The 26,329-nt window shown below is 44.9% G+C and carries 27 protein-coding genes and 1 pseudogene; 16 read left to right on the top strand and 12 right to left on the bottom strand.

Features of this window, described 5'->3' with window-relative positions; genetic code table 11:
* Positions 1 to 695: 695 nt before the first annotated feature.
* Positions 696 to 1,919 (bottom strand): S-layer homology domain-containing protein, encoded by a 1,224-nt coding sequence (locus BP95_RS0114860; RefSeq protein ID WP_028532568.1) that lies wholly within the window; start codon positions 1,917 to 1,919, stop codon positions 696 to 698.
* A gap of 367 nt (positions 1,920 to 2,286) precedes the next feature.
* On the opposite strand from BP95_RS0114860, the gene BP95_RS0114855 reads away from it, so the two are divergent.
* On the top strand, positions 2,287 to 2,838 hold the full coding sequence (locus tag BP95_RS0114855; RefSeq protein WP_021253716.1) for a GNAT family N-acetyltransferase: 552 nt from the start codon (positions 2,287 to 2,289) through the stop codon (positions 2,836 to 2,838).
* 172 nt (positions 2,839 to 3,010) lie between these two features.
* Here the strand turns inward: BP95_RS0114855 and BP95_RS0114850 are convergent, their stop codons facing one another.
* The 3 genes from BP95_RS0114850 to BP95_RS0114840 all read right to left on the bottom strand — a co-directional run bounded on the left by BP95_RS0114850 (position 3,011) and on the right by BP95_RS0114840 (position 4,730).
* A complete protein-coding gene (locus tag BP95_RS0114850) occupies positions 3,011 to 3,334 on the bottom strand; it encodes an antibiotic biosynthesis monooxygenase family protein (protein ID WP_021253717.1) in 324 nt (107 codons plus the stop codon).
* A 154-nt stretch (positions 3,335 to 3,488) separates the two neighbouring features.
* Complete coding sequence (locus BP95_RS0114845; protein ID WP_021253718.1) at positions 3,489 to 4,142, bottom strand: NUDIX hydrolase; 654 nt, start codon at positions 4,140 to 4,142, stop codon at positions 3,489 to 3,491.
* A 15-nt stretch (positions 4,143 to 4,157) separates the two neighbouring features.
* Positions 4,158 to 4,730 (bottom strand): AAA family ATPase, encoded by a 573-nt coding sequence (locus BP95_RS0114840; protein WP_231515116.1) that lies wholly within the window; start codon positions 4,728 to 4,730, stop codon positions 4,158 to 4,160.
* Between the two features lie 281 nt (positions 4,731 to 5,011).
* On the opposite strand from BP95_RS0114840, the gene BP95_RS0114835 reads away from it, so the two are divergent.
* From BP95_RS0114835 to hemH, 4 genes are read left to right on the top strand one after another with little or no spacing between them, the layout of a single operon-like run.
* Complete coding sequence (locus BP95_RS0114835) at positions 5,012 to 6,106, top strand: FecCD family ABC transporter permease (RefSeq protein ID WP_051614089.1); 1,095 nt, start codon at positions 5,012 to 5,014, stop codon at positions 6,104 to 6,106.
* Positions 6,103 to 6,975, top strand: coding sequence for a heme ABC transporter ATP-binding protein (locus BP95_RS0114830; protein ID WP_028532565.1), 873 nt, complete (start codon positions 6,103 to 6,105; stop codon positions 6,973 to 6,975). The genes BP95_RS0114835 and BP95_RS0114830 overlap by 4 nt, the downstream gene beginning before the upstream one ends.
* On the top strand, positions 6,972 to 7,997 hold the full coding sequence (locus BP95_RS0114825) for an ABC transporter substrate-binding protein (protein ID WP_028532564.1): 1,026 nt from the start codon (positions 6,972 to 6,974) through the stop codon (positions 7,995 to 7,997). The genes BP95_RS0114830 and BP95_RS0114825 overlap by 4 nt, the downstream gene beginning before the upstream one ends.
* Positions 7,997 to 9,001, top strand: coding sequence for a ferrochelatase (gene hemH / locus BP95_RS30440; protein WP_051614088.1), 1,005 nt, complete (start codon positions 7,997 to 7,999; stop codon positions 8,999 to 9,001). The genes BP95_RS0114825 and hemH overlap by 1 nt, the downstream gene beginning before the upstream one ends.
* A 310-nt stretch (positions 9,002 to 9,311) precedes the next feature.
* On the opposite strand, the gene BP95_RS0114815 is transcribed toward hemH, so the two are convergent.
* Positions 9,312 to 9,719: an NUDIX hydrolase gene (locus BP95_RS0114815; protein WP_021253724.1), complete on the bottom strand. Its 408-nt coding sequence runs from the start codon at positions 9,717 to 9,719 to the stop codon at positions 9,312 to 9,314.
* 337 nt (positions 9,720 to 10,056) lie between these two features.
* Between BP95_RS0114815 and BP95_RS0114810 the strand changes: the two genes are divergently transcribed.
* The 5 genes from BP95_RS0114810 to BP95_RS0114790 all read left to right on the top strand — a co-directional run bounded on the left by BP95_RS0114810 (position 10,057) and on the right by BP95_RS0114790 (position 14,296).
* On the top strand, positions 10,057 to 10,638 hold the full coding sequence (locus BP95_RS0114810; protein ID WP_028532563.1) for a TetR/AcrR family transcriptional regulator: 582 nt from the start codon (positions 10,057 to 10,059) through the stop codon (positions 10,636 to 10,638).
* Positions 10,639 to 10,742: 104 nt separating this feature from the next.
* Positions 10,743 to 11,567 (top strand): transporter substrate-binding domain-containing protein, encoded by an 825-nt coding sequence (locus BP95_RS0114805; RefSeq protein ID WP_028532562.1) that lies wholly within the window; start codon positions 10,743 to 10,745, stop codon positions 11,565 to 11,567.
* A gap of 23 nt (positions 11,568 to 11,590) precedes the next feature.
* Positions 11,591 to 12,235, top strand: coding sequence for an amino acid ABC transporter permease (locus BP95_RS0114800; RefSeq protein WP_021262238.1), 645 nt, complete (start codon positions 11,591 to 11,593; stop codon positions 12,233 to 12,235).
* Between the two features lie 15 nt (positions 12,236 to 12,250).
* Positions 12,251 to 13,012 carry an amino acid ABC transporter ATP-binding protein gene (locus tag BP95_RS0114795; protein ID WP_028532561.1) on the top strand — a complete coding sequence of 254 codons (762 nt, stop codon included), beginning with the start codon at positions 12,251 to 12,253 and terminating at the stop codon, positions 13,010 to 13,012.
* A gap of 69 nt (positions 13,013 to 13,081) precedes the next feature.
* Positions 13,082 to 14,296, top strand: a complete 1,215-nt coding sequence (locus BP95_RS0114790) for a M24 family metallopeptidase (protein WP_028532560.1) — start codon at positions 13,082 to 13,084, stop codon at positions 14,294 to 14,296.
* Positions 14,297 to 14,488: 192 nt separating this feature from the next.
* Here the strand turns inward: BP95_RS0114790 and BP95_RS0114785 are convergent, their stop codons facing one another.
* Positions 14,489 to 15,535, bottom strand: a complete 1,047-nt coding sequence (locus BP95_RS0114785) for an alpha/beta hydrolase (protein WP_036667121.1) — start codon at positions 15,533 to 15,535, stop codon at positions 14,489 to 14,491.
* Between the two features lie 94 nt (positions 15,536 to 15,629).
* On the opposite strand from BP95_RS0114785, the gene BP95_RS0114780 reads away from it, so the two are divergent.
* Positions 15,630 to 16,232, top strand: a complete 603-nt coding sequence (locus BP95_RS0114780) for a TetR/AcrR family transcriptional regulator (protein WP_028532558.1) — start codon at positions 15,630 to 15,632, stop codon at positions 16,230 to 16,232.
* 98 nt (positions 16,233 to 16,330) lie between these two features.
* Positions 16,331 to 16,783 (top strand): SpoIIAA family protein, encoded by a 453-nt coding sequence (locus BP95_RS0114775; RefSeq protein ID WP_081819892.1) that lies wholly within the window; start codon positions 16,331 to 16,333, stop codon positions 16,781 to 16,783.
* A 194-nt stretch (positions 16,784 to 16,977) separates the two neighbouring features.
* Here the strand turns inward: BP95_RS0114775 and BP95_RS33105 are convergent, their stop codons facing one another.
* Together BP95_RS33105 and BP95_RS0114770 are read right to left on the bottom strand one after the other, a co-directional pair.
* The gene (locus tag BP95_RS33105) at positions 16,978 to 17,121 is read right to left on the bottom strand and encodes a hypothetical protein (RefSeq protein WP_155987276.1); all 144 of its coding nucleotides are present in this window, start codon (positions 17,119 to 17,121) and stop codon (positions 16,978 to 16,980) included.
* Positions 17,122 to 17,272: 151 nt separating this feature from the next.
* Positions 17,273 to 18,664: a TraB/GumN family protein gene (locus tag BP95_RS0114770; RefSeq protein WP_028532556.1), complete on the bottom strand. Its 1,392-nt coding sequence runs from the start codon at positions 18,662 to 18,664 to the stop codon at positions 17,273 to 17,275.
* A 189-nt stretch (positions 18,665 to 18,853) separates the two neighbouring features.
* Here BP95_RS0114770 and BP95_RS0114765 point away from each other — a divergent pair, with 189 nt between their 5' ends.
* The 3 genes from BP95_RS0114765 to BP95_RS31955 all read left to right on the top strand — a co-directional run bounded on the left by BP95_RS0114765 (position 18,854) and on the right by BP95_RS31955 (position 21,654).
* On the top strand, positions 18,854 to 19,564 hold the full coding sequence (locus BP95_RS0114765) for a LytR/AlgR family response regulator transcription factor (protein ID WP_021253734.1): 711 nt from the start codon (positions 18,854 to 18,856) through the stop codon (positions 19,562 to 19,564).
* A complete protein-coding gene (locus BP95_RS0114760; RefSeq protein WP_028532555.1) occupies positions 19,561 to 20,862 on the top strand; it encodes a sensor histidine kinase in 1,302 nt (433 codons plus the stop codon). The genes BP95_RS0114765 and BP95_RS0114760 overlap by 4 nt, the downstream gene beginning before the upstream one ends.
* A 90-nt stretch (positions 20,863 to 20,952) precedes the next feature.
* Positions 20,953 to 21,654 carry a hypothetical protein gene (locus BP95_RS31955; protein WP_155987273.1) on the top strand — a complete coding sequence of 234 codons (702 nt, stop codon included), beginning with the start codon at positions 20,953 to 20,955 and terminating at the stop codon, positions 21,652 to 21,654.
* A 109-nt stretch (positions 21,655 to 21,763) separates the two neighbouring features.
* On the opposite strand, the gene BP95_RS0114750 is transcribed toward BP95_RS31955, so the two are convergent.
* From BP95_RS0114750 to BP95_RS0114735, 4 genes are all read right to left on the bottom strand, one after another.
* Positions 21,764 to 22,618 (bottom strand): P-loop NTPase family protein, encoded by an 855-nt coding sequence (locus BP95_RS0114750; protein ID WP_028532553.1) that lies wholly within the window; start codon positions 22,616 to 22,618, stop codon positions 21,764 to 21,766.
* A gap of 471 nt (positions 22,619 to 23,089) precedes the next feature.
* Positions 23,090 to 24,787, bottom strand: coding sequence for a DUF4179 domain-containing protein (locus tag BP95_RS0114745; protein ID WP_028532552.1), 1,698 nt, complete (start codon positions 24,785 to 24,787; stop codon positions 23,090 to 23,092).
* Positions 24,753 to 25,334 carry an RNA polymerase sigma factor gene (locus tag BP95_RS30425; RefSeq protein WP_021253740.1) on the bottom strand — a complete coding sequence of 194 codons (582 nt, stop codon included), beginning with the start codon at positions 25,332 to 25,334 and terminating at the stop codon, positions 24,753 to 24,755. Before BP95_RS30425 ends, BP95_RS0114745 begins: the two co-directional genes overlap by 35 nt.
* A 224-nt stretch (positions 25,335 to 25,558) precedes the next feature.
* Positions 25,559 to 25,921 (bottom strand): hypothetical protein, encoded by a 363-nt coding sequence (locus BP95_RS0114735; protein WP_021253741.1) that lies wholly within the window; start codon positions 25,919 to 25,921, stop codon positions 25,559 to 25,561.
* 231 nt (positions 25,922 to 26,152) lie between these two features.
* Between BP95_RS0114735 and BP95_RS33100 the strand changes: the two are divergent.
* Positions 26,153 to 26,329 (top strand): annotated as a pseudogene (locus tag BP95_RS33100) (IS110 family transposase); the annotation flags it as partial.

The following is a 26,329-nucleotide window of genomic DNA, read 5'->3' as shown; positions in this document are numbered from 1 at the left end:
ACATCGTTCAATTCCTTTGAAATTGCCCCTGTCTTCATCCAAGCTTTATCCAATGGATCTGAAGGCTCCTTGATATAAAAAGGCTCAGTACGAGGAATATCTGCCTCTAAAAACGGATCCGTACATCCGGGGTATCTCGGCAATAGATGTCCTTTAATATTCTCAGTAGGAACATTAGCGTCACACCCTCTGCTATCTGCTACACTTACACGACCAGCACCAGCACGCCAATGTTTACCATCCCAGTTTACTGGATCATTGATTGACCAACGATCCCAATAGTATACGCCTCCGTAGTTAGTGTTTCGTGCAGATGAAACTCGCAATTTTGACCCTTGTAAAGAATCCTTTAACCCATCTTTACCTTCATACATTATTTTACCTGGTGTAAAACCGTTAACGCTTCTTAAAACCTTCTTTGATTCTTTATCTACCCATTCAAGTTTTTTGATTACTTTTCCTGGTTTAGAAGGAACTTTTATCGGCTTTGTTTCAAGTGATGGTTTTGCGGAAAACAGATATCCCCCAAATTCATAATCATCACTGCTACTATTAAATTGATAGTCGATTTCTTCAGTTATCTCTCCTGCAGCAAATGCAGGTAAGTAAAGAAATTGTGATAATTGAAAATAAACAAAAAACGCAACCAACAAAGCAACTGTCATTATCTTAACTTTTTTCAAATAGACACGTCCTTACCTTGTAAGTGCCGAAGTTGAAAGTTTATTCCTATGTAAAGGTGCATTAAGAGGCATTGTTTCAACAAAAATGTATAGTTCTCCATTTGTTTTGAAATTCATCTTTGGAATAACTAATCCGTAAATTTGTTTTTTTGGATCAAGAGATTTAAGAGCAATAGCTTGATTAAACCCAGTGAATTCACCTGAATAACCAACAATTGAAAGAGATAAGCGATTGATAGGATATGACTTTGGTTTCTCGTTTACTACTAATTTAGAGTCCAGTAAAATTAAATAAGCCTTCATATCTTCTGTTAATTTCCTTTGTTTCCCTCCAACTTCCCATACTAACTTACCCTTACTTGGAAGCAATTTTCGATTAGGATCCTTGGGATCGTTCCAGTCAATAGCCGTTAAACTATTTACTTGTCCCACAACAGACTTATTGGGTGCAGAGACAGTTAATTTATCGACACTCCAAGAGTTAATTCCTAGTTTCGCGTACTTATACTTTTCATTCTCCGGAGAATTAAAAATCTCTTCAGCGACCGTGAAAATATTCGTTTTGTGCCAGTACATCTCGGCTGCCGCGACAGCATATTTATCGACGGCTAATTTGTTGCCTTTCTTTGCGGACAGCAATCGTTCAATAACGGTAATCGCTTGTGCTCGCGTTGTGCTCCCCTTAGGTGTTAATTCTCCCGGCGCCGTACCGGACATAATGCCATTTTTCGTTGCGAGGTACATCCACTGCTTATCCTCTACTTGATCTATGCCCAATGCTCTCACTGCCATCTTCGACATTTCTTCACGCGTCAACGTTTGGGTCCAATTCGTATCTTCCAAGTCACCAGTCTTATATATCCCGGCTGCTTCAGCTGCATGTACATAGGACTCATACCATTTTCCATTCGATTCCTGTACTTCAATTCCCAGAGCAGAGATGGTCATCTTTACGAATTCCGCGCGAGATACATTCTTATTAGGAAGAAAATTGCCATCAGGATAACCTTCCACATACCCCTTATTGATCGCTTGAATAATACTGTGTTCTGCCCAGTGTCCGGAAATGTCCAAAACCTTCGGCGTTGTTGCACGATTCGAACTATTATCATTACCGCTTGATGTGATAGTGGGTTTATCTACTTGTGGAAATGCATTCACTGTGATGGGATGTATGGAAGCTTGCGCGGAGAGAAGCAATAGGGCTGCCGTTCCTATTAACAATGACTTTTTCATGTTATCCTCCTAATCCAAAATTTCAAATTCCATTTCTTGTGTTCCTCATGTAAATACTCGTATCTCTTTTATGCAGCCTCCTTCACTCCGGTAATAGTGATACGGTTCGCACCGAATAGGATCATCACCCTAATATTTGATATCGGACACAAGTCCTGAATTTATAGGGTAATTATACCAAATTATCTTGATTTTCGGAACATTCCGACGAGGGTTAGAGGAAATATTTTACTCGATTACGTATAAGAGTGGCCTTTCGATTGCTTAAATCATGAAATTTTGAAATAATTGTTATTAAGTGAAAGGGTGCCGTTTTATAAAAAGAGTATGTAAAATAATCTAATCTTAATAGAGAGTAGGAAAGTTAATGAAACAAGAATTTCCGATAATTGAAACGGAAAGGTTAATTTTAAGAGAAGTATCAACAGAGGATGCTAATGATATGTTTACCTATTTATCTGATAAAGAGGTTGTGAAACATATAGGGTTAGCACCTTTCCAAACCGTTACAGATGTTTGTGATGAAATTAATTGGTATAACTCTATTATCGAAGAAGGCACTGGCATTAGATGGGGAATTACATTAAAAGATTTTGGAAAAGTTATAGGAAGTTGTGGCTTTCTTAATCGGGTTACCAAACATCATCGAGCTGAAGTTGGATTTGAGTTAAGCAAAGATTACTGGGGGAAAGGAATAGCTAGTGAAGCATTAGAAGCAGTTATTAAATTTGGGTACCGTCACTATCAGTTGGAAAGAATTGAGGCTTTAATAGAACCAGCAAATCTCCCGTCGCAAAAATTGGTAGAGAAGCAAGGGTTTATAAGAGAGGGGTTGCTAAGACATTATGAATATACTTGTGGTAAATTTGATGATTTATATATGTACTCAATCTTAAAAGGAGACCTTAACCTTATGTAAGGAGTGTATTCAACAAATACCAGCTAATATGAGTTAAATGAATTCTAGAAAAGGGGGCTTTGATGGTATAAAAAGGAGAACGCATATCATATATGTCTAATATGTTTTCTCCTTTATTTTTTATGGATTTTTATAAGTTAGGTCTTGATAACTATTAGGCTGCCCTCAGAATCTATGCTTCTACAAAAGTCTTGATGCCCTTAACTTCGTACACAGCGTGTTGCGATCCCAGAATATGCTCTGGTTTCGGCTTGCCGCGGCTCTGTCTGTGGCCTTCAATATGTGCCTCGCTTGTCTCCCATTTCTTCCACGCTTCTTCAGATTCCCAGCGAATGAGAATGACGACTTCTTCATCTCCTCTGCTTACCTTCTTGACGCAAATGCTCAAGTCAATAAAGCCCTCGGATTTCTCAATGACTCCCTCTCCGCTGAACCTGTCGACCACGAGCTGTGAAGTCCCTTCCTTCACTTGGATGGTTTTCGTCTCGATAAACATATCTCTATCTCCCTTCATCGCATGATGATTCCATAGAATGATCCTCGTTCCTACCCTTGAAAAAGTTCCCATTCTCCCTATATTACAAAAAAAGTGCATGTGAAATCCATGGAATATTTCCTGATGGAAAATGGAGATTTCGAGCTATTTTCGTCTAATTCTGCTGATTAACTTCTTGATTAGCTAGGCTTGCAATTTGTTCGAGTACATACTCATAATAACCTGCTCTGGAAGGGACAAAGTCCTGTATCGTTAAGTCTACCTTGATCCCGCTCTCTCCACTCGATGGCACGAATTCCTCGCCAGTAATTTGCTGTGCCTCACCTGCAATCAGCTTGCGGAATTGTTCTGCTTCCAGCATGACTATGGATACCACTTCATCTTCCTGCAATCGAAAATCGGAAATATCTCCTTTATATTCATGAAGGAACACATGACAAAATTCATTATCTATTATATGTTCCTGTTCAATACTGCTTGGTATAACACCACTGTACGTAAGCTGGGCGAACTCAATCTCGAGTCCTAGCTCCTCTCTTAACTCCCGAATGCCGTCCATTGGCGATTCCCCTGCTTCTAGATGACCAGCAGCCGTTATGTCCAGAAGACCCGCATAATCTAGCTTCTGAGGATGCCGGCGTTGGAACAGCAAGATTAGTTCCCCGTTCTCTACTTTCCATAACCAGCAATGAAACGTTTGATGCCACAATCCCTTGGCATGCACTTCATCCCGTGACTTGATACCCGTGTAATCCATTTCGCTTGTAAAGGTATCGAGATATTCTTTTGCAACTTTGTGGGCAACCATTCGTGGATCCTCCAGTTATCTATAGTCTGTATCGATTTTCGCTTCAGTCCACGCTCTACGCATGATTTCATCGACGGTTTCTTCCGGTGTCATGTCTGAGCTGTCCAGCCACATGCCGATTCGAGGCGTGCCCTGACGAAGGCCATCGTCTAAATCCTGAACAGTCCATAGCCCATACCCTTGCTTGCCTCGCGACGCTTCACGTTCCGCTACAATATCAGGCCGTGGGCAGAGTACAACGAGGTAGAGAGGACGAGTCTGAAAATTCTGAATGAACCATTGCAGGACATCACCGATGACGACATCTTGGATCACTGTCGTAAATCCGGCTTCCACATATGCATCCGCAGTTCCTGCAGCCAGGCGATAACGAAGGTTTAACTGCTTCATCGCTTCCTCTGAAGCATCGGGTGACATTTCCTCGCGGCCATTGACGATCATGCGACGGAATATGTCACCACGCACATGAACACCTTTCGCAAAGCGTTCCGCCAACAATTGCGCGATGGTGGACTTGCCTGACGCCATAATGCCCGTAATTACAAATAGGCTCGGTGTATGGGGTTCGCAGATCTCAACGTTCATCATTCATCCTCCTGACTATATTGCTTGATGTTGCATCTACCTATATTCATTCAATGTACCATATTCAACCATGAAAAAGCAGGCTTTCTAAAACAGAGCACCGCAAGTCCTCCATTCATGATAGACCTGAGGAACAATTTTTTGATGAAACGCTCCCATCCGATAAATAGGCCCACATTCCGGATTGACGACGATCACAGTCTACGCTATATTAATAAAAGTTTACTTAATGCAACTTATTTATATTTAGCTAACATTTTTGCAACAAGGAAAGGAGGTCGTCCATGAACACCACGAGTGAACTGAAATATAAAGGGCGAGATTCCCGATTTCGTCCCCGGCAGGCCTCCCAACTCCTCCGGATTTCAGTTCTAGCAGCCACAGGCTTGGCAGTTCTGCTGTTATCCATACTCATCGGCAGTGCGGTCGGACCTGTGTCTATACCGTTGAAAGAGACGTTTGCAGCCATGCTTCATGCAACAGGCTGGCTGGAGCACATTCAGATTGCAGAGCGGAATCTTACCATCATTTTGGATATCCGACTGCCTCGTGTCATCGTAGGTTCATTAGTCGGAGCCGGCTTGTCCATCGCGGGCGCAGCAATGCAGGGAGTGTTCCGCAATCCGCTCGTCGAGCCCGGATACTTGGGAGTGTCGTCAGGCGCAGCCGCCGGAGCTGTCTTGTGCATCGCATTAGGGCTTGTTCGTCATTCGGCATTCGCGCTTCCCTTGTCTGCCTTCGCAGGTGCACTTATATCCGTTGTACTCATCCTGGCCATATGGCGGGCTAGTGGGAAACCGAATGTAACCACTCTACTGCTGCTCGGAATTGGCATGAACGCGCTTCTGTCGGCGGTCATTAATGTGATCATCGCCAGCGCGCCGCATGAGCAGCAGCTGCGCAGTATCGTGTTCTGGCTGCAGGGTGGACTCGAGGCGCGAACATGGGAGCATGTACATGTTATCGCTCTGCCGATTCTTATCGGAGGCGTTCTCTTGGCGCTATTTAGTCGTTCATTGAATTTGCTGCTGCTCGGTGACGAGCACGCACAGGCTTCCGGTGTCCCTGTGCAATTCACCCGCTATACAATTTTACTGCTCGCTTCGTTCTTGACCGGAACAGCTGTCTCGGTAAGCGGGATCATCGGTTTTGTTGGATTGGTTATTCCGCATCTCGTCCGCCTAATTGTCGGCTCGAACCATCGCCTGCTGCTTCCGTTCAGCGCACTGTTCGGGGCATCGTTCCTCGTTCTGGCCGATTTAGCCTCGCGCATGGTGCTGCAGCCGATCACATTGCAGGTCGGCGTAGTCTGCGCTTGCATCGGAGCTCCACTGTTCATGATGATGCTGCTGCGCAAACGAAAGGAGGGGTCGACATGAAGACAAGGCGGAAGACATCTTTGGGCATTCCTGGACTGCTTGAAGCCAAGCAATTGACCTATTCAATTGATGGACGAACAATAATCGACAATCTGTCCTTGAAGCTGCAGTCAGGCTCCTTCCTTGGCATTATTGGACCGAACGGCAGCGGAAAATCTACATTGCTTCGCATGCTTTGTGGACTTCTGAGGCCCGTTCAAGGCTCGCTGACACTTGAAGAAAAGCCCTTACAGGCATACTCCACGAAGGAACGAGCGCAAATGATCGGCTATGTACCGCAGGATTGCTCGCTAGATGCAGACTTCACGATTGAGCAAATCGTCGCGATGGGACGCCACCCTTATAGCCGCTTGTTCGGCGGATTAACAAGTTCAGATGCACAGCAGGTCGAACGCGCGATGGAGCAATGCAGCGTCGATCACCTGCGCAATCGCTACATTCATGCCTGTTCAGGCGGACAACGCCAGCTTGCATTCATCGCCAAGGCGCTTGCACAGGAGCCGCAAATTCTGCTCCTTGATGAGCCTATCTCCGCACTCGACATTCGTCACCAGCTTCGCACGCTTGCGCTGCTTCGCCAGCTCGCTGACGAAGGATATGCTGTGGTCGCTTCACTGCATGACCTGTCGCTAGCTTCTCGTTACTGCGATCGTCTTCTGCTTCTGCATGACGGGCGCATCGAAGCATTCGGCGAACCGGAAGAGGTGCTCTCAGCAGATGCACTTTATGATGTGTATGGCGTTCATGCCGTCATTCGCCAAGAACCAGGAACGGAAGGCCTGTCAGTCATTGCATTTGAACATGAAGCAGAAGAGCAGAAATGGTATACCCATTACGAAAAAGAACATCTTGGAGGAATGACACAATGAGAAACGTACATACTCGGCAAAAAACCACTTTTCGCATGCTCTGTATGAGCCTGATCGCGCTTGTTGCCGCTGTCGGGTTGACAGCCTGCACCAGCAATTCACAATCCGATAGCGAGAAGTCGTCCAGCTCCATTTCAACCACGACCAGTTCTAAGGCCGCTGCATCCTCTGACAAGGGGAAGATAGAGGCTGCACCGAAGGTTGCTGCGGTATCTCTCGACACTGCAGATGCCGTACTTGAAATCGTTCCTCCGGAGCAAGTCGTTGCTGTACCGAAGAGCATGGCAAATCCTTATTTGGCTGTCAACGAGGAGAAGGGCAAGCAGGTGTCCGGTCAAGTCGGCGGTGCGACTGGATTGGATCCCGAAGGAATTTTGGCATTTCATCCAGACGTTGTCCTCATCACGAAAATCCATAATAGCGAAAACGATGCCGAGCAATTGCTCAGCCAAGCAGGCGTCAAGGTTGTCACGTTCGAGCAATGGGGAACATTCGAGCAATTGATTGCGAACTTCCGCGCAATTGGCGAGGCTGTTGGAGCAGTCGATAAAGCAGAGGAAGTCGCCAAGGAAATTCAGGGCAAGCTGGACGATGCTGCTAAGCGAACTGCATCACTTGCAAGCAAGCCGTCCGTTCTAGTACTGTCGCCTGTCGGCCCGAATACTGGCCCTTACATCATGGGGCCAGGGAACATTTCTTACGATATGATCCGTCTCGCTGGAGCTAAGCCCGCTGCCGAAGCACTCGGGATTAAGAAATCGACAAAAGCATCAATTGAGGATGTTCTTAACATGAATCCGGACTATATCGTGCTTGGAGATTGGGATGGTACGGGAGAGGAATGGCTGAAGGATTTGAAATCTCAAGCGGCGTGGAACACACTGGACGCGGTCAAAAATAACCGCATTACGACGATGAAGGCGAAGGAACTGCTTGCGCCGAACCGTTATACGGTAGATGGAATGCTGGAAATGTCGGCGTGGCTTCACCCGGATTTATGGAAAGGAGACGCAGCGAATTAATGAGCGAATTCCTAGCAAAAAACGGGCATTCACAGCCCAAGCGGCTTCCGCTAGAAATATCGATGGACACGCCGCGCCGGGCCATCCTTCTCGCTTCCTACAGCGCTTGTGCCAGCATTGATGATGTACCTGCCATGTACCATCATATTTTGCGCGGACACGGCTCTCCTTCGGAAGCCATCGTGCAAGGCGTTATTCGGTACAGCGATACGGGTACATGTGATCCACTGTATACGGTAACGAAGCGTCAGTCCGAGGCAATTACACAGCTAGTAGAGGCCAAGTTCGGTGAAGTCATTCCTGTCTACATCGGCTGCAAGCATTCGCATCCTTTTGTAGCCGATGCCATCCAGCAAGCGATCAGAGACGGCATCACGGAGCTCGCCGTGCTGCATGCTACGCCCTTCTTCACAGCGTCAGGAACAGGAAGCTATGTTCAAGATGCCAAGAAGGCAATCGCTGCAGCCAACAGCGATATGAAATTGACGGTCATTTCTGAATGGCAAGCGCACCCTGACTTCATTCAGCTAATGGCGCGCAGATTGCACGACGCTTACGTCTGGATGCCTTCCTCGATGCTGCCGACGACACGGGTCATCTTTACGGTGCACAGCAAGCCTGGTCTTCCCTCCGCGCATGGTGACTTTATTGCGTCCTACAAGCATGTTGCCGGATTGATCGCGGAGCAGGCCAATATCGGGAAATGGGATATTTCTTATCGCAGCGGCATGCCCGCCCCCCAACGCTGGCTTGGGCCCGATATTAATGAGGTTATTCTAGGAGCAGCTTCCGATAAGGAAGAAGCTGTCGTCATTTGCGAGCTGACCTCGCTTACCGAAAATGTCGAGGTCTATCACGACATTGGCCAGGAAGCCAAGCAAACGGCAGAGCAGTGCGGGATGCAGTTCGTTTGCACTGAATATCCGAATGACGCCTATGATTTTATGGACTTTTTATCCAACATCGCAGCTGCTCATTTTGAGCTGAAGGCCGCACATTCCTGAAGCACGAAGCATGTTCTCAGTGGGATAGCCTCTTCCACCTCTCATTGAGTCACTATCCCTTTCAGTCAGGAGAACATGCATGTGTGCTGAGAAGCCAACAAATGTACGGTGAGGTTGCATGAGCGGAGATGCATATCGCTCCGTACATTAGCTGCGTATGACCATCAATAGTACCAATTGATTAAGGCCGAGCACCTGTATGCTCGGCCTCTTTTTTACTGCATGCTTTATATAAGGCATACCTGTTACGATTCATAACCATAATTTTGGTTAGCCGATATGCCAACACACCCTCGATCTATGTACAGAATTAAAACTCCACATAAAAAGGCTGCTGGGATGCATCCAAGCATTTTTCAATGCGCTCGCGGAAGTTTTTCCACGTAACCATATTCAATGCTTCTTGCACTGGAAAATAACCCACCTCCAGCGCTTCCTCTGTCGTCGTTAGCTCACCGCCTACCTGCTTGGCAAGAAATAACGTATTGCATATCCCACCGGATACATTTTGATAAATTCCACAGAACCGAACAATTTCAATATCGATCCCCGCTTCTTCCTTCGTCTCGCGAATGGCCGCTTGCGCTAGTGATTCTCCTTCTTCCACTTGACCACCCGGCATCTCCCACCCTCTTCGAGGGCCTCTAATTAACAAGATCTCATTATTCTCATTCACAATAATTGCTGCTGCGGATACGATATGCTTCGGTGGGTTCATCTCATTCGCTTCCTTTCCATGTTCAGCTGCGATCCTATTTAACTGGGATTCCAGGCCGCAATTTCCTATATATCAAGCTATGATTACTCCACTTTTCCTATTATCCTGCTTGGAAAATAATAAAGTCAATTCCTGCGATATTCTCTTTCTCACCGTGATTTTTTCATTTTCCGACTATTCCAATTTGATTTAACCCTTGACACCAAGCCCGTTCGAAAGTATAGTAATCGCATCGGAATTAAACTTGACTGACGAATCAGTTAAGAAGAGAGGGCGATGCAAACTGCCTAAGCTGCCTACCGTTCCAAATCAAGAACAAGATAGGCGTCAACAGCTCATGAACGCCGCACTCTATCTCTTCGCAAGCAAAGGATACCATTGTACGAAGATTTCGGATGTGGTGAAGACCGCTGGTGTGTCACAAGGAACGTTCTATTGGTATTTTCATAGCAAGGAACAGATCATCTTAGAGTTAATTCACGATGGTAAGGAGAAACTAACCAACGTCATCGCTCAAGGCTATCGCAAGCATAGCGGTACGATAGATGATATGGTGAGCTCATCCGCACGACTGCTGACCGAACTATTCACGTTCGCTGATCAGAACCGGAACTTGATGGCACTGCTTCTCATGAAGGGGCAAGGTGCTGAACCAGCAGTACGAGAGGCGGTCTCACAGACTTGGATCGCTTTCGAAGAAGCATTCAAGCACAATATACAACGGGCGACCGAGCTCGGCATGTTGCCGAACTCCAATGATTTATCGCTGCGCGCCAATATTCTCGTCTGCTTAATTACTGGGGTATTATCCAAATGGCTCTTCGGGCCCATGCATGAGGTAGATTATCTATCCGATTACTCACCAGCGGAAATCGCTGAAGCTACTGCCAAATTCGAATTTCGAGGGCTGCTCGGATAACTTCGCTCTTGGCCATTTTCATAGACAGGTTCAGCACGAAATAGAAAACGTATTCTGGCACTTCGTGCAAGGGAGATCTCTACATTTAAAAGGAGGCAACAACGATGTCAGTCCAATTGAAAAAATTTCTGAAAGCCACTACTCTGCTAACCGTTCTTGCAGTCGCACTTGTCGGATGCGGAAGCAAGTCATCATCCAATGCAGATTCAGCTAACGCGCTGGAACACATCAAGCAATCCGGAAAGATTAGAGTTGGGCTTATGGGCACCTATGCCCCATATAACTTCATCAATGACAAGCGCGAGGTCGATGGCTTCGATGCCGATATCGCCAAGGCAGTCGCTAAGCATATTGGTGTGGAAGTTGAGTTCATTACTGGTGAATTCTCGGGTCTGATCGAAGGATTGCAAAAAGATAAATACGATGCACTGGTCAGCCAAGTAACCATTACGGATGATCGCAAGCAGAAGATGGACTTCTCTACTCCGTATGTGAAAAATGCGGTAAATGTCATCGTCAAGAGTGACAATACGTCCATTCAGAAGCTCGAAGACTTCAAAGACAAGAAGATTGGTGTCGGACTTGGAACCAATGACGAGAAGTATTTGCGTGATGTAGCTATGCCTAAGGTTGGAAACTTTGAAATTGCCACATACAACGATGTCATTACATCCTTGCAGGATTTGAATGTTGGCCGTATTGATGCGACGATTAACAATGTATTTGCACTCAAGCCGCTGATTGACAAAAATCATTTCGACGTGAAGGCAGTTGGAGAGCCAATTAAAGAGGATGTAGCAGGTATCGCGATTCGTAAAGATAACCCAGAGCTGTTAGCTGCCATTAATAAAGCACTAGAAGAAATGAAAGCAGACGGTACATTCAAAGAAATCTTCAAAAAATGGTTTGATGTAGAACCTAACATTTAAGCCAGTCCGGGAAGGTGCAAGAGATGGAACTCGTTATTCAAAACCTAGACTTTCTATTAAAAGGCGCTTATTACACACTGCTGATTACGATCGTATCCATGTTCTTTGGACTCCTCATCGGATTGGTTGTCGCCGTAGCTCGCTTAAAGGGAAATAAGTTCGTCCGCAATGTCGCAAGAATATATGTGTCCATCATTCGCGGAACGCCTGTATTGGTGCAAATCTTCATTATCTACTATGGACTACCCGACTTCGGGATCACACTCGGGCCGCTCAACGCGGCCTTTATTTCACTTAGTATCAACATCAGTGCTTACTTGTCCGAGACGTTCCGCGGTGCCATTCTTGCTGTATCCAGCGGACAGACAGAGGCTGCCCAATCCCTTGGGTTGACGCCGTGGCAGACGATGTGGCGGGTTGTGCTGCCGCAGGCTGCACGTGTAGCGATTCCCCCAATGGGCAATACGTTCATCGGCATGCTGAAGGAGACCTCGCTCGTATCGATCGTGACGGTAACCGAGCTGCTGCGCACCGCGCAATTGTTGATTGCGCAGTATTACGTGGCGATGCCATTTTTCATCGCGATTGCCATTATGTATTGGGTAATGAGCCTGAGCTTCTCCGCGATTCTGAACCGAATCGAAGCTCGCTTGTCGAAAGCCTACTAAGGACGTGAGATCATCATGATTGAGGTAAAAAAACTAGGAAAAAGCTTCGGCGAACTGGTCGTGTTCCAAGATATTGATCTGCAAGTCCGTTCTGGTGAAATCGTCGTACTCGTCGGGCCCAGCGGATCTGGCAAGAGCACGCTGCTGCGCTGCTTGAATGGCTTAGAAACTCCTGATTCCGGATCCATACAGATCGGTGATGCGGTATGGAATGCTGCGCTGGACGCCTCTTCCAAGAAGAAAGCCGTACAGCGTATTCGTACATTAACCGGAATGGTATTTCAGTCGTTCAACCTATTCCCTCATATGACCGTGTTGGAAAACGTCACGATGGCTCCAACCATTGTGAAGAAGATGAGTAAGGCTGACGCCGCAAATATTGGGGAGACACTTCTTGAAAAAGTAGGCCTCCTCCACAAAAAGGAAGAGTATCCATCTCGCCTGTCTGGGGGTCAGCAGCAGCGTGTCGCCATTGCTCGCGCACTCGCGATGCAGCCGCAAATTATGCTCTTCGATGAACCGACTTCTGCACTTGATCCCGAACTAACAGGTGAAGTGCTGGCGGTGATGAAGAAGCTGGCAGCAGAAGGCATGACCATGATCATCGTGACACATGAGATGAAATTCGCCAGAGAAGTTGCGAATCGCGTCATCTTCATGAGCGACGGTGTTATTCAGGAGGAAGGAACTCCTGAGCAATTTTTCGATCAGCCTAAGACGGAGCGTGCCCGCAAGTTCTTGCGTCAGCTCGCCAGTGAACCAGACACGATCTCATAAGACGAACAGAAGCTCGGAATGATCTGGTCGTTACGATAAGATACGAATTCTGCAAAGGGAGTGTACAGCATGAAGTTCGACAAAGCAGCGCATCTGGCCAATGTCGCGGAACGGGCTCGTTCCATTATGGAAAGAGAGAAAATAGAAGCGATTGTGGCAAGCGGCTGCGAAAATTTCTATTACTTGTCGGGCCACCCCAGCACATTTATGTATACGCTGCGCATGAGTGAAGTCGCATTGGCCGTTATGTTCCGCGATCCATCGCGCCAGACGGTCATTATTATGAATGAGTTCGAGGCGGCTGGCGTTCCGAATGACCTTCCACAATGCGAGCAGCGAACATACCCGACCTGGGTCGATGTCGATGATCCACTTGGCTTGCGGGGTGATAAGTATGAAGGAAGACGCCCCGTCAATCATCAAGTTCAGGAGATGTTCGGCTTGCTCCAACACGTGCTCGCTGACTACGGAATAAGTACAGGCAAGATTGCAGTTGAACTGGGCTCCATGAAATACACAGCTGCACAAGCACTGCAAGAAGCTCTGCCGAATGTCGAACTGACGGAAGCCAGCGCGATCTTCACTGAACTGCGTATGCTCAAGACTCCATGGGAGGTTGAACAGCTCCGCCAGAGCTGTGCATATGCCGAGATTGGCATCACAGAAGCGAGCAAGGGCATTCACATCGGCAGCTCAGCAGCTGAGATCGCGGATGCGTTCCGGCTCGCGCTGCTGACTCATGCGAACGGCTCCCCTTCCCGCTTCCATATGATATCTGTGGGTGACCATTTCGCACCTGCACATATTTTTGATACAAGACCCGGCCAAGCTGGTGACGTTATAAAGTTCGATGTTGGTGTAGATGTTGGCGGCTACGGTTCGGACATCGCCCGTACCTTCGTGCTCGGCGAACCATCCGATACAGTAAAGCGAATCTACAACGCGCTGCGAACTGGACATGATCATCTATTGAAGATCATCGAACCTGGTATGCCGATGAAGCATGCATTCAACGATGCCATGTCTATTATCCGACAATCTGGTCTGCCTACCTACAATCGAGGTCATTTAGGCCACAGTGCAGGTCTTAGCTTGGCAGCTGAAGAAGCACCATTTCTAAGCCCGTCCGAGAACACGATATTCCAGCCAGGCATGGTGATTTGCTTGGAGACCCCTTACTATGGCTATGGCATCGGCTCAATCATGATCGAGGATATGGTGCTCATTACAGAGAACGGAATCGAGCGGCTGAACACATTATCCCGGGATCTGATAGCTCTGTAATTCTCAGGCCCAGCATCTGATACCAGCAGCTTGGCTGCATACCAATCAAGGTCAGGAACGCAGCAATCCGCTGTATCCTGACCTTTTTATATCTCTGCAATATATCCCTACATATCAACACCAATTGATCGATTAATCATAATTGCCCCATCTTTTGTAGCGTATGGTGACGTTGCATGTAGCATGTGATCCTTAGTTTTTTGTGGCGGTGGTCAATGCCATAACTTCCCTCGTAACGTCCGCCACCAGCTGTGGTTCATCATTGATGACCATATGCCCGCTCTTCATAGCCACAATCAGCTTGCTGTTCGTTGAAATGTCCAGCATTCTCCGCTGGCCTGCCTGCCAGATTTCCTCAAGCTTCTTCGCGCCTTGTTCTGAAATGCCTGCATTTGAGAAAGGGTGTGGAATCCCTCGTGGAATCACTCTTACCGGTATATCTCCCAGCTTCTGTCCACGAATCGCATCTTCCGTGCTCCCAAGCAGCTTCACTTCCTCCTCAACAGCATCGAAATAGCTTGGCTTCGCAATCACATTGATGAACTGCGAACGCTTTTCCTTTGCAACCAGCCCTTCCAGCAAGGAATCTTGGAACAGGCGCAGCACGCCTGAGCTCTTCATAAGTCCAAGTAAGAAAGCGGATGGCCTTTCTTGATTGGTTTCCTGCGCATAGATTGATGCTGTTTCCCGCATGTAATCCTCTGTTCTAGCGTCAATTAACACTAACCCGGTCACTTCTTCCCGATAGGTCTGAGCAAATAATCGCGCATACATACCGCCTAAGGAATGCCCAACTAGGATGTAAGGCCCCTTAATTCCCTCTTTGTCGAGTGCTTCATGCAGTTCCTTCACAATATGTTCTCCTGTTCGTTCCGTACGTGCCTTCGTACTCCAGGCATAACCTGCACGATCATACGTCACAACAGTGGCAAATGGGGCAAGCTGTGCGGGAATGTCCCCCCAAGATAAACTCGTCTCCCCGCTTCCTGCTTCCATAATGATGATAGGAACACCTTTCCGGCTCTCGCCAGTACGCTGCAGATGAAGCTGGTAATTGCCAGAGTCAATCTGAATAAGCTTGCCCTGCATAGGGAAGGCTTGCTCTCCGAGCTTCGAAGCAATCATTTCATACACAAATCCTGAACCAATCAGAATGATGAGGAACAAAAAAGAAAACAATAACCCTTTTTTCCAACGTGCCTTCCCTTTGGTCGTGTTGCTTATGAGCTCGCTCGGCATGCCGTATCCCTTCCTTCTCTATTTATTTAGTACATTGTATTAAAAAGGAGTATAGCATGCTGTATAAAAACGGTAAAGTGTGTATAATAGGGGCATGCCAAAAATAGTTGATCATGAAAAACGAAAAAGACTGGTTGCCGAAGCGGCCATTCGCGTCATTCAACGCGAGGGGCTTGATCATGCAACCGTTCGAACGGTCGCGATAGAAGCAGGATTGTCCGTTGGTTCCTTGCGTCATTATTTTTCTTCACAAGTTGAGCTATTTGCCTTTTGTATGAATATTTTTCGCGAGCAGGTGGAGGAACGGTTATCCACGCTTGTGCTCGATGATCGAATACTTCCCAGCCTGCTTCAGCTTCTGATGCAGTTCCTGCCTATCGACGAAGACCGAAGAACCGAAATGGAAGCATGGCTGTCCTTCACCTCCAAAACGCTCACGCATACCGAGCTTCAGCACTTAAGCAATGAGTTGAACGATGGGATTTATTATGTTACCAAATACGTGATAGACCTACTGCAGGAGAAGAAGTTGGCCAAGCCAGATCTCGACTATGAGATTGAAATTGAGAAATTATATGCGCTACTTGATGGGCTCGCCCTTCACCTCATCCTTCATCCGCAGCGCTTGCAAGTCGAGCGTGTTGAGCGAATTCTGAATGAGCATCTTCAGTCATTGTGCATCAATCAAGCGAATTAAATTAGAGATGAATACGAATTGAATATTCACGATAATGATTCTATCAGGGGAACGATATCTCTTAAGATAAGGCTCTTTTCGTAAATAATGTTGCTTTATTGCGTAAGAATTTTATCCTTATTGATTTTGTGAGATTTTTACGCATAATTGTAACTAAGGGAGAGGATTCCAAGTTGAGCAAACAGAATATCAGCACTACAGTTTCAGGGGATTTAATTGTTACCCATCTAATTGGCAAGATTAAAACAGATGATGTTTATGAATGGTTTAATGGTTTTGAGCAGGTTTGTCAGCAATTCATTTCCGAGGGTCGGAAATACAAATTGTTGGTGGATAGAAAAGGATACACGCCAGATCATTTTTCTGTTCAAAAAGCATGGAAAGATAAGTTCTTCAATGAAACCATTTTGAATCACAGTAAGGCAATTGCGTTTCTCCTTGAAGAAGGGGAGATAATGAATTATTTACAACAATCCAATACAAAAGAATCCGTAAAATTTTTTGATGATTATGAACAAGCATTAATTTGGTTGAATGAATATCCAATATAAAACCTTTATTGAACCAGTTGTCTCAATCAACTGGTTTTTTATGCCTGTAATGTTGCCGTTGTCATAAAAATCACTTGCTTACAAGCTCCCAACACCATTAGTTGTCTATATACTTCGTAACCACACCATTAAAGCGTTCCATCCATTTCTTTAACCGCTAGTGATAGGTATGGATTTCTATTTCTTCTGCAATTTTAGGCAGTGTATATTGCTCCAACCATATTAGCAATATCAGCTTTTGCCTCTGAAAATAACGTATCTCTAATAGCCTGAAATAATGAATGTTGCTCAGACTTTGTTAAATCTCTAAAATCGCCGTATACAGATTGCCAATTCATTGTGAGTCAGCTCTCTACAAACGAATGTTCTGGGTCTATTATTTCGCAGGCTCTCTAATAGCAACAATATTTCAGAAAAGAGCTTAAGAAAAAGAGGCCTATCCTCACCACCAGTCAGTGACATGAGGATCAGCCTCTCTATTCCACTATTCTATTTCACGAATTCTACTTGATACCCGTTCGCCTTCAACTGATCAACGACCATATCTTGGATCACGTAATGGCCTGCACCTACAACGACAAAGTGCGTCGAGGAGCCTTCTTTATCCAACAGCTCCATCAGCTTCTTCGCCATGTTCTTGTCGCGTTCGCCAAACAAGCGCTTTGCCGAATCCGTTTGTGTCATCTCTTCCGTGCTAATGAAGGATTTCGTGAACTGATCCAGGTCCGCCTTCACCCACAGCTTCTGCCAAGATTGTAACAGCTCCATGGACTTATCCGGCTTGCCTGTTGGTGTCAACATTTGATCCATTGCATCATTCAATTCCTTCTCTTGCGTCGCAGCTGGAACCTTACTGAAGACATCAGCTTGGAACTTTAAGCCTTCCAGCTCATGAATTGGCTTGCCAGTAAGCACTGCCGAATTGGTGAAGTAGGAATCAATGCCAAGCGCAGCAGCTTGCGCCATCTCTTCTGCGGCCCCAGTCATGCCAGCAAGCGTAAGGCTATTCGATACGGCCCATGGCTTGAAGCCGTCAAAGACATCCTTCGGCAGCTGCATTTGCTCCAATACCTGTTGCAGCTTCGCATAGGTTTCCTTCGAGACATGATCCTTCAATGTTGTACCGTCTGCATACGCCATCGATTGTGTGAAGTAGTCCATATCTTTGTTGCCTAGCAAATTAACTTCAACCCACAACGAATCTGCCTGCTTGAAAGCATCCCGCACACTCTTCTTCATCGGATACATTTCAGTAGTGCCGACATGAATCGATCCGAGCAAGTAAAGTGTATTTTGACCTTTCGTTGCCTTCCAGAGAAGCCCCTTCGCTCCACCGTCAACAGCATCATACGTGTACTCTACAAGACGGCTTGCCATCACAACCGCTTGCTCTACCGTACTTGGCTTGTCTAGGTCAAGGCCTTTGCCCGTTCCGTTAACAATCCCTTTCTTCTGGAAGAAAGCAATTGGCTCATCCGTTCCAATTTGAATGGATTCAGGCAATTCGTATTGATCCAATACCCCGTATACTGCATTGATTACCGATTCTCTCGTAATGACTTTCTCGGTTGCCGGTACTGTGAACGTATTCTTTTTCTTTAATTCCAGTGCATCCAGCTTCGCAGAAGTTGCCTTCAAGAGTGCTTGGAACTTGTCTGTTGTGATCGGCTGTTGGAAACTACCGTCTGTGTACCACGTCAGTGGGAATATTCCGTACTTTTCTCCCTCATTCAGAACGCTGATCGACCAAGAACTTACTTGCGGAGCTTCGACCGGCGCTTGATTCGCCTGTGCCGGAATGACAAATCCGAGCATTGCAACTGAAGCAACTAGACCGCTGGCCAGACTACGTTTGATCTTATCCCATTTGCTAGTCTTCACCAAGATTCCCCCTTTATAGCATATATGTATATCTACAAACCCTACCGATTATAGCGCTTAACCTATCGGAAGGCAATAAAACCCTAGGAGATTGTAAACAAAATATTAAATATCTTTATGTAACAAAATTGTAGGCTTCCTAAAAATAATATAGAATCAAGCTATCTGGTTTTTAATGGAGTGGCTGTAATGAATATAGCGATATGTGATAACGATATAAATGTTGCAAATGATATTGAGGAACTACTTTCAAACATGTCCGGAATGGAATTCTCCAGCGATGTGTATTATAGTGGCGCTGACTTGCTAAGATGCTTGCAGGCTGGGTCACATTATCATATTTATCTGCTTGATATTGAAATGCCTGGCCAAAATGGAATTGAAATTGCTTCGGTTATCCGGGAGCAGGATCGAAATGCGATCATTATCTTTATCACAGACCATAAAGAATATGTATATGAAGTTTTTGAAGTTTTGCCGTTTCGCTTTTTAAGAAAGCCTGTAACTGCTCAAAAGTTGTCCCCCATCTTGCTGGACGCTGCGGAACACATCAAAGTGTCGAAGCAGCTATTCTTTTTTCAGATCGGGCATGACAAATACCAGCTTCGCTGCAGTGACATTCTTTATTTTGAAGGGGCAGGAAGAAGGGTAATTATCCATACCAATCGAGATACCTATGAGTTTTACGGAAAAATCACGGACATCCTGTCTGGGCTGGATACGAATCTGTTTTGCCGGATTCACGCCTCATTCTTAGTGAATATGGAGTACATCCGCTCCATTAACAAAATGGCTATTCATTTGCAAAACGAAGCGCAATTGCCGATCAGCAAGCGCTATCTGAACGAGGTGAAACAAGCACATCTGTCCTTCATAGAACGGAGAAGCGGCAATCCATGACTTATTTTCAGACAACTACCGATGCGATCATTTTTGGGCTTGAAGTCGTTCTTAGCATGATCGAGATTCTATTTATACTGCGTCTCTTTAACAAAGTGTTTGGAGAGGCTCGGATCAATCACATCAAGCTGTATGCAGCAGCCGCTATTGCAATGCTGGCTATAACATGCGGTTTGCGAATGATTCTGAATCCCGTCCGCCCTGCGGCGCTTCCACCCATCACCGTACTATGCAGTATGTTCTTTTTACTATGCTATCCGCCGAATCGCCAAAAAAAGGTGTTATATATCGGGATACTTTTAACGGTATCCTATTTCTGGATTCTATTATACGATTTGATTGTTACACCAATTGAAGATAAGAGCATTTGGCTAACACTTATTCTATGTCACGTAGGTTTTTATCTGTTATTGGAACTTATCCGAAAAACGGACAGAGGGAAACAGTGGTCTATCCCTTTTCATCTTTGGCTTTTACTTATGGCCATTACCGTAGCCAGTACGGCAGCACTAGGCGTTATGGAATATTATATTTCCAAGAGGGAGGATCCCTACTCGCTGACCGTGGAAATTCCAATTAGTCTCATATTTTTGTTCATTAACCTTTCGCTGTTTGTGGTTTTTGATAAATTCTCTACTCTAATGCATACAGAACGGGAGAACACCATGCTGGAACAGCAGGTGCAATTACAGCATAGGTATTACAAGGAACTAGAGGCCGCCCATCAGCAGGTTCGGGCACTGCATCATGATATGGGGAATTATATCAGATCTGCCGAGCAGCTGGCGGCAAAGCAGGACAACAACAACGAACTCATTGGCTTTTTAAACGCTGCATCCGGCCAGCTCAAAGAAATTGAAACCGTGATTTCAACCGGGAACCAATACTTGGATTCCATATTGAACATCAAAATCGCCGAAATGCTCCACGAGGGAGTCACCGTAGAGACAGATATTCATGTACCTTCCGGCTTAAAGCTGTCATTCGAACAAGCCGTCATTATCGTTGGGAATCTGATGGATAATGCGAGAGAGGCGTGCAGGGAATTACAGAGTAGGGAGCGTTGGGTTCGTATCAACCTGTCCTACATCAACCACACGCTATTCATCCGCATTGAGAATTCAGCGAGCCCCATTCAGAAATGGGACAACGGATTGCCTGTGTCTACGAAGAACGAACCGGTTTTCCATGGATTAGGATTAAAGAACGTGAAAAAAGCCGTGGATGAACTTGGCACCATGGATGTAGAAAGTTCAAAGCATTCTTTCCTAGTTCGGATTGCTTTGTACGACAGGTAACCCAATTTTGACAAAAACCCCGTCGATTTTTTACAAGTGCATAATCTCAACAGGATCGAGTGCTACAATCTGAATGGTTGCAGCACTCTTTTGAATGCGAACGATTTTGTTTGTAGGTTATTGATTATTAGTTTGGCAAAAAAGGAACGGGGGATAACGATGCGTAACAAAAATAACAAGAAAAATATACTCCTGATTGGCGGACTGGCGGCAGCATTGCTTCTGGGCGGTTGTTCATCAGGCATAATAACAAACCAGATTGTAGAAAGTGTCCAAGGTCTTGAGGAATTAGAAGATACAGCCAATTTCGTGAATGAGACCGTACAAAACGCTGTCTGGGACGAAGTCGCTACAGAAATTGAGGAAGATGAAGATCTGCAAAATATAGAATGGGACGATGTCAAGGATCGTATGGCACAAAAAAAACAGAAAATAGAAGTCCACTCCATTACCGATGGCAGCCTATTGCATACGATCACAGACAATAAGAAAATCTTCGAATTTACAAAAAAACTCCATATTGAGCGTTGGAAATACCTTCGTTCCATCCCGGAAGATGCGAAGGACTTGCTTGTCTATGTAACGTGGTCGGAAAAGACGAAAACCGTGTTTGGCAAAAATACGGGGGAACTTTACGAAACCAGCCGGAACACGTTATACAAGAATAAGGATGGATACTATATGGTAATGGAACCTCTACCTTCCCTTGCCACCATCCGCAAGTTCTACTCTAAAGTGCCTGCGAATGTAGCAGAATATCTGCTCTCTGTTGCAGTGGCGGCCAATAAATAAACGAACGCTGTTAGACTGACCTGAGAAATTGGAACAGCGACAGCTACGGACGAAATAAATAAAGTCCTAGACTGTCGCTGTTCCATTGCGTTAGCGTAATAGATTCTCGTTAGTTTGTTGAGTCAAAATATTCTGATAAAATCCCCACTAAAACTTGCTTATAATCGTTAATATGAAATGAAGAGTTGTCTACTTTTTTCTTAGCTATATGTAAGCCATTAAATATTTCTTCTTCTAATTCCCTTCTTGCCTTAAGAACCTGCAGAGTTCCTTCTAACCCTTTGTAACACTGCTTTTTTCCATACCCTTGGCTTGTATAATATTCTATAAATCCCTCTGACCATTCTTGAGGTCTTTCTTTTACAGCCTTTCTGAAAGAAAGTTCAAGATCGTTCTGTTCTACGTAAATCAACAATGGATTCAGTTGCTCCACAATTGTTGCCAGTTCTATGACATAACTTATAACGTCTTCCTTCTTTGCGGCATATTTAATCATCCCCATAGTTACAGGATTTTGTATAAAACAACAATCAAAAACAAAGGTGTCTGTACCATTCAAAACACTCTCCGTAAACTTCTTCCATTTCTCTGTTATCAGTTTCCTGTTCATATCTAGTGACAATGCATACACATCATTTTTGAAAACTGCATGTAGCAATTCATCTGGAAAACGTGAATCGTATTCGTTTTTTACTTTCCGATATTCTAGGAAGTAATTGTTACCATCTTTAATCATACGATTACTCAACAAATCTTTGAACTTTTCATGGGTACTCAATAATTCATCGAATTCATTTTCCTTAAAAAAGGCGACTCCGTCATAATCAGCAGGATGATCTAGATCTCCTTCTAAAAACAGCTGAGATTTAATGTTCATCTCCGTAAGAATTTCATGAACTAGTTCAGCAGTTGTTGTTTTCCCGGATCCTGGCAACCCCTCAATCAAGACTAACTTCGATCTCATCATATAGTTCCTCCATTCGTTATTAGGAGGATAAGCAGGTAAGAATCAATAGAGATGCGGTTTCCCGCGAAAATAAAAGCGGATACCATCAGGTATCCGCAGAATGGGTTTATGATATACCTTTCCCTGCATACCCTGTAAGATTAAAGAAAAGCATGCCAAATAACATAGTGTAGCACTATTACAGGCATCTTTTCGAATTGTTAATCTTTACAGAGTAATCAACATGATAAGGTTTAATGCTCCTTTGTTTGCATCTCTATTGTTCAGATTAACATTACGCATAGATAAATACAAGTAGGGGCTTTTCATACAAACCTACCCATTAGCTTAACAAAAAGAGCAGACTATCGTCGCCTGCTCAATAAAGTGTGTTATTCAACTATCGTACCCGTTAGCGTAACCATGCAAGGTCATATAAAAAAAGTTAAACTGTTTTTATAGTGCAATACAAGGCTTAACAGCAGTGAGCTAGTCCTCTTGTGTGCGAGCAGGCAACAGAATACTCCACTCCAAGCCGGTAAATAATTTATCAGTAACTTTTCGTGTAAGTGTGAGCTGCTTCGGTATATGCTGCATGCCATCAACGAGAGCAAAAGAGTAATTATCTAATGTGTGTGTCATACGGTCGTCTTCAACGTTCTTGTAATTGCTAGAACCACTATGACTAATGTACAGTGAATAGACTTGACCTGTTTCATCCGTTGCTACCCATTGATCATCTTCAAAGTTATTACGAAATACGCCAGATACGATTAGTTTCAACGAAGTCCCTTTGCCCAGCTTTACATAAGGCCGCGAATCTTCAAATCCATCTACTTTCATCACTGTAAGTTCATCGCCGTGTGCCTTCCATATAACGGGATGTGATGATAATTGCTTCATATTGACCGTAACCGATTCCGAAGAATGTACGGGAAGGTTGTAATTCTTCACAACGATTCGAGCCGGATCAGGCACGTTGTCCCTAATGTTATACATCGTATATATACAGGTGATTAAATCAGACGAATCCTTGTTGTCATTACGACAGTACACGTTGTCTAAGCTGCTGCGATAATCCTCATCCTTATCGTTGGCCGCATAATTCACTCTACCAATCATATTTCCATGTTGATCCTCTAAATAAAAACCTAGCTGGTGATAGTCATTCAGATGAATGGGATCTGATGGACGTACCGCAGCTAGAGAAATCTTGGTTTGAAATTCGATTTGATATGCGCTGGCATGATAAATCAATTTCGTAGCTTCAATCTGCGTTCCATCTGGCGATGTATATTTAGCGTCGTGCAGTGGGATCACTTGCATCTTCTTTCTCGCCAACGTTATGTCAATCTCCATGGAAAAGCTCCAATCTCCATGCAACAAATCATTGAATCTAGGTTTGTCCGAAGCATGGCCAATATGGTCAATTTTTCCATTCATGTGAATGGTATCCGTTTCAGGCGTATTAACAAAACTTATTTTTGCAATACGATACCCAGAGTTAACATATCCTGTATCTTTCAACTCAGGTAAAAAATCATTTCCTGTCACACGCGCACCTAAAGATTTCCCATTCGCATCCGTAAATGCAATCAAGTCCCTATCAAACATATCGTTGACCACTTTTCCACTTGGGTCGGTTAGACGATACGCAATGAGTGCTCGGGCCGTATCGACGACAACTTCCTTGATCTCAAGCGTATATCCTTTGTCACTCACCTTGATATTTGCAAAATGATGAATGCCTAACTGCTCCGAGTGCAGCAGGCTTACATCGATCGTATCCGTCGTGCTGAATAAAGATTTAATCCAATTCGCAATGGTCGGCTGCGCGAAACTCATGGAGAGGAGAACCAGCAGTAATCCTGCGGCAGTAACCAGTGGCCAACGAATACGCAGCTTCCGACGGAACCACCCCCTGTAATTCTCACCATCTTCTGAAATTTGTTGCTCCTCTATAGAAGCGCTGTCAGTAGAGAGAATACCAGCCATGACCTGCGCGGTGAAATCCTCGTCAGGTTGTGCATGAAATAGTGCGTCCTTCAACATCTGGCCTTCCTCAATACATGCCTCCAACCGAAGGCGACATGCTATACATCCTTCGATATGTTTCATCACGGTACCCAGTTGTTTCTGGATCATTAACTCCTCAATACGTTCTTGATTGATGCAATTCTGTCCCATATATATACGCTCCTTTCTGCTCGATGCGGCGTTTCAGTGATTGTTTGCCACGGTACAATGCATTTTTGACTTGATGCATGTTCAATCCTGTTACTGCACACATTTCTTCATAAGTAAGCTCTTCGGTATAGCGCAATAATAAGACCAACCGTTGTATATCGGGTAATTGCAACATCAAGCGATGAATGTCTGCTTTGGACTCAGCTTTCAAGTAGATATGTTCAGGCGTATCCACTTCGATGAAATTATCTGTATCCAGTTCAATCAGGGTCAATGCTTTACGCTTAAATTTATCCTGGAATGTGCGAACAACAATGGTATATAGCCATGCGGCAAAGCTCTTGCCTGATTCATGTGATCCCAGATTACGGTATGCTTTCATGAAGGCCTCTTGGGCGGTATCTTGTGCATCCTCGTGGGTCGCGCCCATCCCGACTAAGATCCCATACACTTTCTGTTTATATTTGTTGACCAAATCAGCGAACCGTTCGGGCTTACCATGAAGAATAAGGGTGATGATATCATCATCTGTCTGATTACAGCTCATATCTTTCTCCTTCCTCATAAAGTTGGTACATCTATATAGACGAGTATTATGTTCTGTTTTTCTCACCTATTTGAAATTCGAGGTAATTCCTCATTATTCCATTACCATTATCCTGCTGGTTAGCGCAACGTGGCTGCCGATCCATCACGGCAGCCACGTTTTAGTTATTTATTAAGCTATCGTGTCCCGTTAACTTAGAGGTGCTTCGTTTATATTACGAGTTATTAGTGAGAAAGTTCGTCAATCGCTTGAACAGCTAGTTCTAACGCTTTAATTCTTCTTTCCAGGAGTGTTCTTTGGGGACTACCAGTCTTTGACTTAGCATAACTGTTTTCAATTGATGGAAATAAACCAGTAATAACATTGCGAGCTTCTGCTAAATCTCCCTGGGTATAATGATGGGGGCTTTGATTCCAAACGTTTTCTAGCAAAGCTAAGCCGATGTAAATAGCTCTGAGTCGTTTCTTCACTAGAGTAGTACTTGCACCATTTTGAGTCATCTGGGACAAGGCATTCTCTAGTTTACTGATTGTCGATTGCAAAGATTTTATTGATTCCTGCTTGTCTACATTTGATACGTGTTCCATGTTAGAATAGTCCTTTCTTCATACCTTTTCGAAGTAAACTGCCCGTTAGTGAAACAAAGGCATCCGATCATTATGACCGGCTGCCTTCGTGTCTGTATTCAACTATCGTTCTCCGTTAGAATTCCTGTAATACGAATAATTGGGTGGTTGAACAAAAACGAGCGCCTCGGTACGATGGGGTTGTGCACGAGGTCATTGCCTCAATAATCCCATCCAGGAGGTCGCTCTACTATGAAGTTTAAGGCACAGGACAAGCAAAATCAACTCATTGAAAACATTACCGTTCATCACCTAGTCATCGGCGTAGATATCGCCCAAGAATTCCATGTGGCCCGCGCAGTCAGCTTTCGTGGAATTGCATTAGGTACACCGCTAGAGTTTGGCAATCATCTTGAGGGGTTTGAGATG

Origin of the sequence: Paenibacillus sp. UNC217MF (assembly GCF_000686865.1) — a bacterium.
GTDB lineage: Bacteria > Bacillota > Bacilli > Paenibacillales > Paenibacillaceae > Paenibacillus_B > Paenibacillus_B suaedae.
This window is presented reverse-complemented; position numbering and strand designations above follow the sequence as displayed.